The 13,262-nt window shown below is 63.8% G+C and carries 11 protein-coding genes; 3 read left to right on the forward strand and 8 right to left on the reverse strand.

The window, feature by feature from the left end; all coding sequences use genetic code 11:
• Positions 1–13: 13 nt before the first annotated feature.
• Entirely contained in the window at positions 14–1,816 is a 1,803-nt protein-coding gene (locus BMY91_RS12340; protein ID WP_090822265.1) for a glycoside hydrolase family 2 protein, read from the reverse strand.
• A 75-nt stretch (positions 1,817–1,891) separates the two neighbouring features.
• Here BMY91_RS12340 and BMY91_RS12345 point away from each other — a divergent pair, with 75 nt between their 5' ends.
• Both BMY91_RS12345 and BMY91_RS12350 read left to right on the forward strand, forming a co-directional pair.
• A complete protein-coding gene (locus tag BMY91_RS12345) occupies positions 1,892–2,854 on the forward strand; it encodes a D-2-hydroxyacid dehydrogenase family protein (RefSeq protein ID WP_090822267.1) in 963 nt (320 codons plus the stop codon).
• 57 nt (positions 2,855–2,911) lie between these two features.
• Positions 2,912–4,054 (forward strand): glycerate kinase, encoded by a 1,143-nt coding sequence (locus BMY91_RS12350; RefSeq protein ID WP_090822269.1) that lies wholly within the window; start codon positions 2,912–2,914, stop codon positions 4,052–4,054.
• On the opposite strand, the gene BMY91_RS12355 is transcribed toward BMY91_RS12350, so the two are convergent.
• A complete protein-coding gene (locus tag BMY91_RS12355) occupies positions 4,055–4,291 on the reverse strand; it encodes a DUF2630 family protein (RefSeq protein WP_090822271.1) in 237 nt (78 codons plus the stop codon).
• A 93-nt stretch (positions 4,292–4,384) separates the two neighbouring features.
• Here BMY91_RS12355 and BMY91_RS12360 point away from each other — a divergent pair, with 93 nt between their 5' ends.
• Positions 4,385–4,828, forward strand: coding sequence for a YdeI/OmpD-associated family protein (locus tag BMY91_RS12360; protein ID WP_090822274.1), 444 nt, complete (start codon positions 4,385–4,387; stop codon positions 4,826–4,828).
• Between the two features lie 13 nt (positions 4,829–4,841).
• Here the strand turns inward: BMY91_RS12360 and BMY91_RS12365 are convergent, their stop codons facing one another.
• The 6 genes from BMY91_RS12365 to BMY91_RS12390 all read right to left on the reverse strand — a co-directional run bounded on the left by BMY91_RS12365 (position 4,842) and on the right by BMY91_RS12390 (position 13,260).
• On the reverse strand, positions 4,842–6,386 hold the full coding sequence (locus BMY91_RS12365) for a PucR family transcriptional regulator (protein ID WP_090822276.1): 1,545 nt from the start codon (positions 6,384–6,386) through the stop codon (positions 4,842–4,844).
• Between the two features lie 99 nt (positions 6,387–6,485).
• Complete coding sequence (locus BMY91_RS12370) at positions 6,486–7,628, reverse strand: DUF917 domain-containing protein (protein WP_090822278.1); 1,143 nt, start codon at positions 7,626–7,628, stop codon at positions 6,486–6,488.
• A gap of 1 nt (position 7,629) precedes the next feature.
• Positions 7,630–9,177: a hydantoinase/oxoprolinase N-terminal domain-containing protein gene (locus BMY91_RS12375; RefSeq protein WP_090822629.1), complete on the reverse strand. Its 1,548-nt coding sequence runs from the start codon at positions 9,175–9,177 to the stop codon at positions 7,630–7,632.
• Positions 9,178–9,182: 5 nt separating this feature from the next.
• The gene (locus tag BMY91_RS12380) at positions 9,183–10,526 is read right to left on the reverse strand and encodes a purine-cytosine permease family protein (protein WP_090822280.1); all 1,344 of its coding nucleotides are present in this window, start codon (positions 10,524–10,526) and stop codon (positions 9,183–9,185) included.
• A gap of 132 nt (positions 10,527–10,658) precedes the next feature.
• Positions 10,659–11,780, reverse strand: a complete 1,122-nt coding sequence (locus tag BMY91_RS12385; RefSeq protein WP_090822282.1) for a VanZ family protein — start codon at positions 11,778–11,780, stop codon at positions 10,659–10,661.
• Positions 11,781–11,973: 193 nt separating this feature from the next.
• Complete coding sequence (locus tag BMY91_RS12390) at positions 11,974–13,260, reverse strand: MFS transporter (RefSeq protein WP_090822284.1); 1,287 nt, start codon at positions 13,258–13,260, stop codon at positions 11,974–11,976.
• Positions 13,261–13,262 lie beyond the last annotated feature (2 nt).

The raw sequence follows: 13,262 nt of genomic DNA on the forward strand, positions 1-13,262 counted from the left end.
CCGCGAGGTGGAACTAACGGCCATCCCGGCGCAGCTGGCTGGCGCGGATCCGGGCGAGATCGAACTTGCTGGTGCGATCGAAGGTGAAGATGCCGTTTTTCTCCTGGAACACGTCCGTTAGCTGGGTGTAGCAGTAGCCGAACATGTCCGGGTTCTCCAGCAGGACACCGCAGAGACCGTCGAAGCGGGCGTAGAACTCTTCCTCGCTGCTGACCCGCTGGCCGTAGCCCCAGGAGGTGGACACATCCGATCCCTCGGCTGCCTGCCGGGCTTCTTCTTCGTTCCACCAGATGCCGCCGAACTCCGAGACGAAGTACGGCTGGCCGGCGTAGGGCACGGAGTACTCTTCGCCGTCAGCCTTGCGGTTGATATACGGCTTCCCTTCGGCGAGGCCCTGCTGTTCCAGGCGGAAACGGTCAGGGTCTTGCTCGTAGGAGTGGGAATCGTAGATGTCCGTTCCGCGGATCCGATGCGCGTAGCCGGAGGCGTCGATGACCGGCCGGGTGGGGTCCGCGAGCTTGGTGGCCAGGAACATTGCCTGGGTGACGTCGTCCAGCACCGTCAGGCGGTCGTGCAGAATCTGGTGGGTTTCGTTCAGGGGGCACCAGCCGATGATCGACGGGTGGTTGACGTCGCGTTGCAACACCTCCAGCCACTGGGCAACAAAGCTGGCCGTCGGCTGCTGGTTGTGCCCTACGGTTCCGCTGCCCGAGACGCCCCAGTCGCCGAACTCGCCCCACACGAGATACCCCAGCCGGTCCGCGTGATAGAGAAAACGCTCCTCAAAGACCTTCTGGTGCAGGCGGGCACCGTTGAATCCGGCGGCCATGGAGAGCTCGATGTCCTTGACCAGCGCCCCTTCATCGGGCGAGGTCATCAGCGACTCCGGCCAGTATCCCTGGTCCAGGACCAGACGCTGGAACACGGCCTCGCCGTTGATGCGGACCACCTTGCCGTCCAGGGCTATCGACCGCACGGCCGCGTAGCTGCCCACCCGGTCAACAACTTCTCCGGAACCGTCCCGCACAGTCACTTCAAGGCCATAGAGGAACGGGTCTTGGATGGACCACGGGCGGAGGGAATCGGCTGGGATGCTGAGACGGAGAGACGGAGTGAGATCCAGGTCCGCCCGTGCAGAGGCCTCAATCCGTTCCGTTCCACCAGTGAGGACCGCAGAAACCGTGTGCCCAACCCGATTCTGGCTGAGCGGGACCTCCACCGTGATGCTTGAGTCCGCCAGATGGGGGGTCATGCGGAGGCGTTTGATGTAGACCTCGGGAACGGCCTCCATCCACACCGTCTGCCAGATTCCGGTGGTGCGGGTGTACTGGCAGTGCGTGTTGTTGTACCAGGTTGCCTGCTTGCCGCGTGCTTGCAGCTCGTGCCGCGAATCCCTGGCACGGACAACAATCACAGCGTCCGCGCCGGGCTCCACTACACCGCCCAAATCTGCGGTAAACGGCGTAAATCCGCCCCGGTGCCGGGCAACCTCAACCCCGTTCACCCACACGGTGGCGTCGTGATCCACGGCGCCGAAGTGCAGCAGCACGCTGTGCCCGGACCACTCCTGCGGAATGGTGACCATCCGGCGATACCAAACGGCTTCCATGAAATCCACGTTCCCGATCCCTGAAAGCACTGATTCCGGCGCGAACGGCACCAGAATCCTGTTGTTCAGTTCGCGGGTGGCGAGCCCGCGCTCCAGGCCGGAGTCCCCGGCGTCGATCTCAAATCCCCAGGTGCCGTTGAGGTTCATCCACTTGTCGCGGACCAGTTGTGGGCGGGGGTGCTCGGGCTTGGGTATGGTGGAGGTCACATTTTGGCTCACACTCAAAAACCTAACGTGAGATGGTGTTCAGTACCACCAGCCGCCGCGCGAGGAGAGATTGACGTGACCCGATTCCGTTTGGCCATCCTTGATGACTACCAGCAAGTGGCAGGGGACTATGCCCCCTGGGATTCACTGCTCGACGACGGCGTGAAGGTCAGCGTTTTCAGCGCACCTTTCGTCTCGGAAGAGCAAGCTGTGGCCGCCTTGGCACCGTTCGACATCATTGTGGCGATGCGCGAAAGGACCCGATTCCCGCAGCGCGTCCTCGAGTCGTTGCCCAATCTGAAGCTCCTGGTGACAACGGGCATGGCGAATGCGGCGATCGATCTCGATGCGGCGTCGGAGCGGGGCATTGTGGTGTGCGGAACGGGGGGCTCTCCGGCCGCGGCTCCGGAACTGACATGGGCGCTCCTGTTGGCGTTCGCGAGGAACGTGGTGGTGGAGGAGAACTCACTGCGGGCCGGTGAGTGGCAGAGCAGGGTGGGGTTTGAACTCGAGGGCAAGACTCTCGGGATTGTTGGCCTGGGCAAGATTGGCCAGCGGATGGCGGAGTACGCCAAAGCCTTCGGGATGGACGTGGTGGCATGGAGCCAGAACCTGACCGCAGAAGCGGCCCACGCTGCGGGTGCCCGCAAGGTGGGCAAAGAGGAGCTGTTCCGCGAGTCCGACGTCGTCACGCTGCACTTGCGCTTGTCTGAGCGGACGGAGGGGATTGTCGGTGCGAAGGAGCTGCGACTCCTGGGCCCTGATGGCGTGTTGGTCAATACCGCACGGGGACCCCTGGTGGATGAAGCCGCGCTCATCCAGGCCCTTGAGGAGGGCTGGATCCGTGGCGCAGCCTTGGACGTCTTCGACGAGGAACCCCTGCCGGCCGGGCACGCGCTGCTGCATTCTTCGCGGACCGTGCTGTCGCCTCACACCGGCTATGTGACTCACGAGAGCTACCGGCAGTTCTACGGTGGTGCATTCGAGGATGTGAAGGCGTGGATTGAAGGGGCGCCGGTGCGGGTCATCAACGGGTAGTTCACTTCATTACGCGCTGGGCAAGCGCTTTCCGAGCAAAGCTGGCAAGATGGGTCCATGCGTATCCTCATCGCCCCGGACAAGTTCAAGGGATCACTGACCGCCGCCGAAGCCGCGTCAGCCATGGCCGAAGGTGCCCTCCGCGTTTACCCGGATGCCGTGACCACCCAGTTCCCGGTTGCCGACGGCGGCGAAGGCACCCTGGATGCCGCCATCGCCGCAGGTTACGAGGAGCGGAACAACGCAGTGGTGGGCCCCATTCTTAAGCCTGTTGGTGCTTCCTGGGCGATCCGCAAGGATGCGTTTGGTGGGGCCAGCGCTGTGATCGAGACCGCGATGGCTTCCGGCCTGGCTCATATGGAACCTACTCCGGAGAACTCGCTTCGCGCCCATAGCTACGGCTGCGGCCAGCTGATCGCCGCGGCGCTCGACGCCGGTGCCACGGAGATCGTGCTGGGCCTGGGCGGCTCGGCAATGTCAGACGCCGGCAGCGGCGCGTTGCGTGCCTTGGGACTCAAACCCCTTGATGCGGCCGGAAACGTGGTGCCCCTCGGCGGAGGTTCGCTCATCGACGTCGTTGCCTTGGATGTTTCCGAGCTGGATCCGCGACTTTCGGCCGTGAAGTTCCGGATCGCCGTCGACGTCCAAAACCCGCTGTACGGACCGGAAGGTGCCGCGCATGTTTTCGGCCCCCAGAAGGGTGCCGATGAGGACGCCGTTGAGAAGCTCGACGCCGGTCTCCGCAATTGGGCGTCGCTCCTTCGGGAGGCCACCGGCCGCGATGTGAACGTACCGGGAGCCGGAGCGGCAGGTGGGTTCCCAGCGTCGTTCCTGGCTTTCACTGACGCTGCGCTGGAAGGCGGCTTTGCGCTGGTGGCCGGACTCACTGGCCTCGCGCAGCACTTGGGTGACGCAGATTTGGTGATCACCGGCGAGGGTTCCATGGACCAGCAGTCGCTCACCGGCAAGGCACCCATTGCGCTTGCCGATGCTGCGAGCGTGCACGGCATTCCCGTCATCGCGGTGGCTGGACGCATCACAGTCACGCCTGAAGATCTGGCGAAGCACGGCATTGTTGCTGCAGCCCAGTTGCTGGACGTGGCGCAGCGCAAAGACGGCGTCCCGGACGTTGCCGACGCCGTGGCTAACGCTGCCAAGTACCTGGCGTGGGCCACCAGCCAGGTACTTGAAGGAGCCTAATTACTGCCGGTAGCCCTCAACCTCGTTAACGCTTCGGGCTGAGGCGTCGTCCGGGTTCCCACCGGCGTCCTTCTTGGCCCGCCGTTGGCGCAGCAGGTCCCAGCACTGGTCGAGTTGGGCTTCCAGGTGGGCAAGGCGGGCGGTCTCATCGCCCGTCCCTGTGCCGGCTGCGTCGCGGAGACGGTGCTCTTCTTCCACCAGCGACTGGATGCGCTCCAAGAGATCCTGGTTGTCCATGGCTTTGACTCCTTTGCGGGGTTTGCAGGGCTATCTCGAACGTAGTCCTGCTGGTGGGGTGCGTCTACGGGTGGCCACCGGCATACTTGGCTCATGAAATTCACTACGACCATCGTGGGCGATGGGAACAAGGCGGGCATCGAAGTTCCGGACCAGATTGTTGACGGGCTGGGCGCCGGCAAACGGCCTCCCGTGGTGGTGACCATCAACGGCCGGAGTTACCGCAGCAGCATCGCCGTGATGGGCGGCAAGTACATGGTGGGCGTCAGCTCCGCCAACCGCGAACTCACCGGCGCTGCTGCAGGAGACACCATCGAGGTGGACCTGGAAGTGGACACCCAGCCGCGCATCATTGAGGTTCCGGAGGACTTGGCGGCCGCGCTCGACGAGGAGCCGCAGGCGAAGGCCTTTTACGAGACCCTGAATTACAGCAGCCAGCGGAGATATGTGGAGCCGATCGGGGATGCCAAAACGGAGGAAACCCGTGCCCGGCGCATCGCGAAAGTGGTGTCGGATTTGAAGGCCGGGAAGAAGTAGGCGCCGGGAAGACCTAGTCCGGCTTATCCATCAGCAAACTCCGGCACGCCAACTGCAGCGCCAGCCGGGCCTCCGGGTCCTCCAGGTTGATGGCGATGAGTGCTTGGATCCGCCTGATGCGATCACTGACCGTGTTGCGGTGAACATTCAGAATCGCTGCGGTTTCGGTCAGGGAAGACTCGCAGTCCAGGAATGTGGTGAGGGTCTGAAGGAGTTCGGGCCCGGCTTTGAGGAGCGGAGCCAGGAGCTCCCGGGCCGCCGGACGGAACGTATCAGTGCGGGTCCAGATCAGGAGCAGCTGGGCCATATCCAATCTGTCCACGTGGACAAAATAGCCGGAGTTCTCCCGTGCCCCGGCGATGCGTGCGGCATCGTTGGCTTCCTCGAGGGAGCGGACGATCCCTTCGGGCTGCGCCTGCATTCTTCCCACTCCGAATTGAGTGGCAACAGTGGACGCCAGTTCCCGCTGGGCCCTGCGGAGGGCGTTGCTGATCTTGCTGACCTCGGCCGGGTCCGGTTTGGAGGGGAAGGAGATCCACCCTGCCCAGCCGTCGGATTGCTCAACAGTGGCAGCCTCGATCTTCTCGCGGATCAGGGTGCGGTCCAGATCCGGTTTTCGGGCCACCAGGTCCACGGGCTGGCGGGTGATCACCCGGAACGCTATGTGGAATCCGTCCAGGGTCCAGCCCAGCTCCAATGCCCTGGCCCTGAAGGGTGGGCTGACAGTCCCGGCGTTGTCGATCAGTTCGCCCAGCAAGGCAATCCTGTGCCGGGCATCGCGCTCCCGCTCCAGCCGTTGCCGCGACAGCAGCTCGGAAACCGCTATGGCTGCCACTTCCAAGGCCGCTCTGATGGCCGCCTGTTCTTGATCCAGCGCGGGACCGGGGACCACCCTTAGCCGGGGGCCGTTGTCCTGCTCCCGGTGGACAGATGCGAAAATTTCGGTTCCGCCGGTTTGCGCATCTCCGTTGGCGCGCGGGTCATCTTCCCCGGCAGAAATCAGCTTTCCGGACGGATCCACCAGTGTCACAGAATGCCCGAGTGCCACTCCCAGCCGGTGCAGCAAATGGCCCAGAGATCCAAATGGCACACGGCATTCGACGGCCACACGGGAGATCAGCTGCCCCTGACGATGCGCTGCGCCGGACAGCAGTTCCTGCGCAGCCATCCCGAATTGCCAGGTGTTATGGACGGCCAGCACCACCAGCCCCAGGCGTTCGGCGAGCCTTGTGACGTTGGGCGGCAACGCGCCGTCGTCGTTCTGCAGCCTGACGGCAAGAGCCACGACGCCGGCGCCGGACGCCAGCGCCAGCAGGGCCTCCACCTCCCACGAGACGCCTGACGGCAACGGCTCAAGGGGGAGCAGAATGCAGTTGCGGAGTGTCAGGGGGTCGTTGTCGAGGTTTTTCTGTTCGCGGACCTGGCGATTGACCTCTGCCAGTGAACCCGCCAAAGCGACCAGCGACGACACGGTTGTGGTGCCCGGCTCTCCGACGCTCTCCATCACGCCCGCCGGGAGGTGGTTGGTGACGGACCACAGCGGGATCGGGGGGATCATTCAGCTGCTCCGGTTCTCCTCGATGGCTACCACCCCATAATGCCACCGCCGCGCCACCAACGGTGGTTGGTGGCGCGGCAGGGCAACGTTCGACGTCGGTCAGGCGCGGTATCGCTCGATGGACTCGGTGTGTTCCTCCTGAGTCCCATCCCAGCGATGTGACGGGACGCCGTATCCGAAGTACTCGGGCCCGGCCAGCGCGAGGCCCTCCGTGGTGTGCCAGCGAGGGTCGCTGGGAGCAGTAAGGATGCACAAGCGCTGCCCATAGCGCAGGTTCTCCGTGGTTATCGGCTCGGCGGATTCGGCGTCCACCACAATGATGAGGTCCGGCGTTGTGGTCACGACGGTTCCGTCCTTGGTGGCCAGCAAGTGCTCGTTTTGGAAGTGCAGCGAAAGCACGGAACCCGCGTCCGGACCCATTCCCTCGATCAGGGCCTGCCCTTTCGCGAAGCCGCCTGTGGTCTGGCGCTGCAGGTCCGTGACCTTGCCCAGATGCACTATGCGCCCGCTGAGGGTTTCCGCCAACACATCACAGGGGTTGAGGTTGTTGTGCTGGGCGTTGGCGATGGCGTCTCCGATAGCGATCGCGAAGGACATGGAACCGGCCACGAAGCTCTCACGGGCCTGCGCGCCGGTCATGGCATAGGTGCTGTTGAAGGCGTTGCATCCCATTTCGATGGAGGCCTGCCGGGCAAAGCGCTCAGCCCAGAACGAGTCGATGGCTTCGATAACAAGCGTGTTGCCCTTCTCGTCAGCCAAGGCCATGGGGGTGGCCTGAATTCCATAAAGCGGTGCCATTCCCATTTGTATCTCCGGGAACGCCCGCCCGATCAGGTCACCGTCGATCAAGGGAATCCCCAGCTGCGCCGCCGCCACGATGGGCAGCAAGGAGTTTGACCCACCGATTTCCAGGCACGCGGTGTGGGTTGCCGTCCTGTTGACGGATGCCGCCAGTTTCTCGATGGTCAGGTATAGGTTTTCCACGGTGTCGAGCTTCTCCACGGCTACCGTGGGTGCGCCGATCGCAGCAATGGGAACGATGAAGGCATCATCTGCCAGGTCCTCAACGGAGACGAGTTCCACTGGACCGAACTCTTCGATTGCCTGTTTCGCCAGGAGGGCGCCAATGTATGGATCGCCGCCGCCGCCCGTGCCGAGGATCGCTGCTCCGCGTGCCAGCGAATCAATGTCTGCAACGGTGATCCACTTCAGCTTGCGGCCGTGTGTCACTTCCAGGGTCATCTCATTTTCCTAACGTGAGGTTGCCGGCTGCCTTGACGCGAACGCGCATGGCGTTTCCGGGAAGGTAGGGGATGGGGATGGCTTCCTGCTCGACAATCGTCACCGTGTCCGGGTTGGCACCGGCAGCGACGGCACGGTCAACCGCCTCCTGCCGCGCGGATTCCAGGGCACGTTTCTGATCTCCGTCGGCAATGGAGGACACTCGATCCACCTCGCCGCTGATCTGGGCAATGGCGGCGCCGTAAGCGTTGGCGACGTCGAAGTTTTCGGGGCGGTGGATGGTGCCCAAGCCGTCCAGTTTCTCGGCCAGCAGGATGGAGCCGCCGCCGACGGCCACCACCGGAAGTTCCGCGGACGAGGTCCGGATCCGATCGGCGATGTCCGCGATGGTCCTGTCGATCTGTTCCAGGGCTGCCCGGACCACGGCGTCACTGACATGGCTCACCAAAGATGCGTCTCCGACGTCGGCCCTTCCGCTGCGGACTGCGATGTCAGTGGCCGTCAGGACTGACCCGCCAAAGACCAGCGACTCTTCGGTGAGGCGGTAGCCTACCGAATCCGGGCCCACGGTTCCCTGATCAGTCCGCACGCGGGAACCGCCACCCAGCCCGGCGGAGAGGACATCAGGCATCCGGAAGTTGGTGCGGAGCCCCGCCAAGCGGACGTGGGTGCTGGACTCGCGGGGGAAACCGTTCACCAGGACCCCGACGTCCGTGGTGGTGCCGCCGATGTCCACGATCAGGCAGTCGGAGAAACCGGAGAGCGCCGCTGCTCCGCGCATGGAGTTGGTGGGACCCGATGCGAACGTGGCCACCGGGTAACGGCGGGTGTATTCAATGTCCATGAGGGTGCCGTCGTTCTGGCTGACGTAGAGCGGCGCGGTGATGCCCTGCTCCAGCACAGCCTTGGCGAGGCCGTCAACAATCCGGTTCGCCATTTCAGCGAGGGAAGCGTTGACGATGGTTGCGTTCTCGCGCTCCAGGAGGCCCACCCTGCCGATTTCGTGTGAGAGGGAGACAGGGAATTCGGGGCCGAGTTCTTCCCGGAGGATGGCCAATGTGCGCTGCTCGAATTCATCATTGACGGGCGAGAAGACGCTGGATACCGCTACTGATCGGATGCCGTGTGCGGCGATGTCAGCTGCGTGGCGCCTTATCTCGTCGGGATCAAAGGGGCTGATGGGGCGGCCATCGAACTCGTGGCCCCCATGGGCCAGATAGGCGCGGCCCTTGACTGCGTTGGTGAGGGTGCCGGGCCAATCCGTGAACGGCGGCAGGGACGCGGTGGCGGGAAGTCCCAGCCGGATGGCAGCTGTCGGGCAGAGATCCCGCGCCTCAATGAGGGCGTTGATGAAGTGCGTGGTTCCGATCATCACGCCGCGGATATGGTCCGGGCTGAAGCCGTTCAGTTCCTTCAGTGCGGTGAGGACCTGGGTGATGCCGCTGGTGACGTCCCTGGTGGTGGGGACTTTGGTGGAGGCGAGTACCTGCGCGCCATCCAGCAGCACGGCGTCAGTGTTGGTTCCGCCGACGTCAATGCCGATTCTCAGGCTGCTCATGGTGTGGTTACCGCTTCTTCCTGTGTGGTGGTTTCACTGGTGGGGTGGTTGTCGCCGTAGGACCGCAACAGGTTCAGCTTGCCGGCGACGATGTAGAGGATGAACGCCGCGGCGAGCGAGGTGAAGGCCGGGAGTCCGAAGGTGACGAAGTAGCCCAATGCCGCAGAGATCGCCCAGATGACGAACGTGGCGGGGATCCAGTTGGGTGATTCAGCCGGCGGGAGCCCTGAATCGCGGCTCGCTTCCAGCAACGGCCGCCACTTCCTGATGACGAAGTATTCAGCCATGATGATGCCGGCTACCGGCGGGAAGACGACGCCCAGCACCATAAGGATGTCGATGAATCTGTCCAGGATGCCAATGGCCGCGAGGACACTTCCGAATACGCCCAGCAGCAGCGTCACGTGCCCACGGTTCAGGCGCTTGTTCATGGCGCTGTTGAAGAAGGACACAACGCCCAGCCCGGCACTGTAGAGGTTCCAGTCGTTGATCTTTGACGTGCCCAGGACGATGATCAGGATGCCCACCCAGCCCACGGAGGAGAAGATGATCTGGGTGACGTCCGCCGTCTTTACTGCGTGGGCCAGCAGGACGCCGATCATGCCTATGCTGTAGTTGCCGAGGGTCATGCCGACGACGGTCTGCTTGACGACGTCCCCGGCGCTCCTGTTGTAGCGGGTCATGTCGGGCGTAATGACTGCCCCAAGAACGGCGCTTCCAGCAACGATGGTGGTAGCGGTGACAAAGTCCAGCTGCGGGCCCGGTGGGGCATCGTTGAGGAGCTGGCTGATGGAGTGGTTGCTCAGTTCGGCCCATGCCGCCCAGGCGATCAGGATCATGAAAAGTGGCACCGTGATGTTGGCCAACCACTGCATTGATTCGAAGCCGCGGACCACGATCAGCGTGACCACCAGGCCAAAGACGAGCGACCAAGCCCAGGTGGGAATTTCAGGGACAATTTGGTTCAGTCCGGCGCCGGAAATCCCTGACTGGATACCGAACCAACCGATGAGGCTGATGCAGATGGCAAGGCCCAGGACCGATGCCCCGCCGCGGCCGAATCCGGTCCAGCGGGCCAGCATGGAGGTGGTGAGGCCTTGGCGCATGCCGGCGATGCCGACAAAAATCATGAGGGCTTCGACGATCAATGCGCCTACCGTGAAGGCCCAGAAGGCGTCCCAGAAGGTCATGCCGAAGCCAAAGGTTGCCCCGAGAAGAAATTGGCTCAGGTCAGAAGTCTGGCCAAAGCGTTGGACTGCGATGCCGAACCAGTGCTTCCGCTTCGTTGCGGGAACTCTGGTGATGGGGTAGTCATCGTGCCCTGTGTCGGAGGTGGACATGACATACATTCCTTTCGAGTGATTCACTTCACAGTATCTGTGGGTCACTCGAAGGTCATTGGGCAATGTGCAGTGATGGGCAGCCCCGGGTATGCGAAGTGCACACTCACCCCGGGTCCGCGGAGTTGACGCCTAGTCCGCTCGCGTCACTGACCCAGCCACCCGCCGTCGTACGCTCTCGCGGGAGTCAACCATCTGCGCACCTGTCAGGACGCCCGAAAGTCCTCGCGACTTTGTAAGGGGGACTGCCACGAAGGCCGCCAACAAGAGCAGGCCTGCCAGTGGTCCAAACGCCGTTGACGGCAGCTGGGCGCCAAAGAACGACAACACCACGTAGAGGCCGCCCGTGACGCTCGCCCGGAGCAAGGCCCGACGCCGGGTGGCTGGCCACTGCGGTTGCAGCCACACGGCTCGCTGGCCGAGGGACGCTCCCGAGCCGACGAGTGCCGGCAGATAGAACACCAGGAACCCGGGCACTAGGTGCATGAGGAGGAGCGAGATGGAGTCGTCTGCATCCGGGAGGTTCGCGCCAACTGCGAGAAGCACAACCCGGTAGACCACAACGAACCCGAAGCCAAGGAAGCCCAGCGAAACGTAATCGATGATCATGCCCAGCCACCGCCGCCATACCGTGACGGGGCGGCTCTGGCCGCGGGCTGCGCGGAGTTCGCGTCGTTGCGGCATGAACCAGAGCACCAGGGGCGCCGTGAGCGCACCGATCAGGGCGCCGAGGGTGTTGGTGATGAGGTCGTCGACGTCGGCCAGGCGGTAGGCGCAGTCGTAGATACCCCACAGTCCGGTGAACTGTGTGGCCTCGATGAGCCCCGAGGCCACAGCGCCGGTGAGGGTGGAAATGGCAATGTTCCACGAAAGGTAGCGCCGCGCGATCACGCCCCACGGAATGAACAGCACCACGTTGAACACAACCTGCAGTGTGGCGCGGCTGGTCAACGTTCCGGTGATCCCCAGGCCTGACGTTTCGCGGTGGATGTCGTCCAGGAACTGAAGCGGAAGAGCTTGGAACGTGCTGCCGCCCGGCCCGCATTTCACCAGGGCGGGGTCCGGCAGTGGCAACAAGGTGTACGCCACCAGCGCTACGCCGTAAACACTGAGCCCTGCAGCGCCCAGGAACCGCCGCCACGTGAAACGGCCGTACATCCTGTACTGGATCGCCACAATCGGCACCATGAACACGCCAAAGAGGATCACCCCTCCCAGCACACCCACGTATGCCGGCCACACCCATTCCCCCATGATTCCCTTTCACGCGCTCACTCCATGCTTTCAGGATGGGGGGTTCAATTCCTCCGTCTGCATGGTGATGTTGCTCGCGGCAGGCTGGTACCGGGGGTGGAGTTTGGCGTAACGAATCGGCGTCTGCCGGCACATAAAGGACGTGGGTAAATCGATGTGGGAGGTGGCTTGGGCGCACCCTGATCGGACGAGGTTAGGCGGATCCCGCCGTCGTCGACGCTTTCCGGGCTATCAGCGCGATTCCGGCCGCAGACGCGAGGAAGATGGCGCCCAGGATGCACCATCCGATAGAGCCATGCTCGACGACCGTGGCGGTGACCACGAGCGGTGCCAGCATGGCTCCGAGCGAGAACCCCATACCGAACATGCCCTGGTAGGCGCCTGCCCGGCGGGGGTCGGCGAGCTCGAAGCTCAGTCCCCACGTACCGGCTTGCGAGAGGATTTCGGCGAATGCATGCAGCAGGGCCGCTCCGCACAGAAGGGCAATGGCGGCGATGACCGGCATGCCGCCTGCCATCGCGTACAAAGCGCAGGCCACAGCCATGAGCACGCCGCTTCGCATCACGATCTTGCCGGCGCGGCGGGGGTGGTCGGTGCCGCGGGAGAACGGGACTTGCAAGAGGATGACGCACGCGGTGTTGATGACCAGAACCACCGAAATGAGGACGTCGGGGGCAGTGGTGTCCTGGGCGATCCACAAGGGAACACCCATCTCAGCCAGCCCGAATTGCATGCCGAAAACGCCGGCCAGGACCGTCAAAAGCACGTAACGACCGTCGCGAAAAGGTGAGATGCCCTGATTCGGGCCGGTGTTGCCGGCGTCGCGGCGGGGTGCGTCCACCCGCGATGGGAGGCTGAGGAGGCGGAGAGCGCTGAGGACATAGATAGCGCCGGCGCCGATCATCAATCCGCGGTAGGCCTCGGCTGTTCCCGCCAGCAACGCCAAGCCCGCCACCATGCCACCCGCCGCGATACCGACGTTGGTGATGGTGCGGAGGACTGCCCTCGTATTGACGCGGTATGGACCATCAAAGGCCCGCGCGATGATTGCCGACCGCGTCGAATTGGCCGCACGGTTCACGCCAACCGCAATACACGCTATAAGAAGGGCGGCGCTGAAATTTCCTGCGAACGGATACGCCATGATCGCCAGACCCTCGACGGCGGCCAGCCCGGCCAGGAGTCGCCGTGCTGAAAAGCGATCTGCCAGCCTGCCGCCGATGTACGACGTTGCGACGCCTACGCCACTTGAGACGGAGAGAATCACGGCGATCTCGGCGGCGCCCAGGCCCACGAAGCTGGTGAAGTACAGGACTGTGAGCGTCAGGAAGATTCCGCGACCCACCGTAGCGACCAAGGTGGCGGAGGCGAGGGTCCTGAGCACCGGATCCTCGAGCGCGGTGCGGAATGTGTGCTTTGGGTTGGGGGGAGCTTGCGCTTTCGGCGTGGCAGGGACGGTATTTGCGGGGGATTCACTCACAG

Origin of the sequence: Arthrobacter sp. yr096 (genome assembly GCF_900108925.1) — a bacterium.
Classification (GTDB): domain Bacteria; phylum Actinomycetota; class Actinomycetes; order Actinomycetales; family Micrococcaceae; genus Arthrobacter.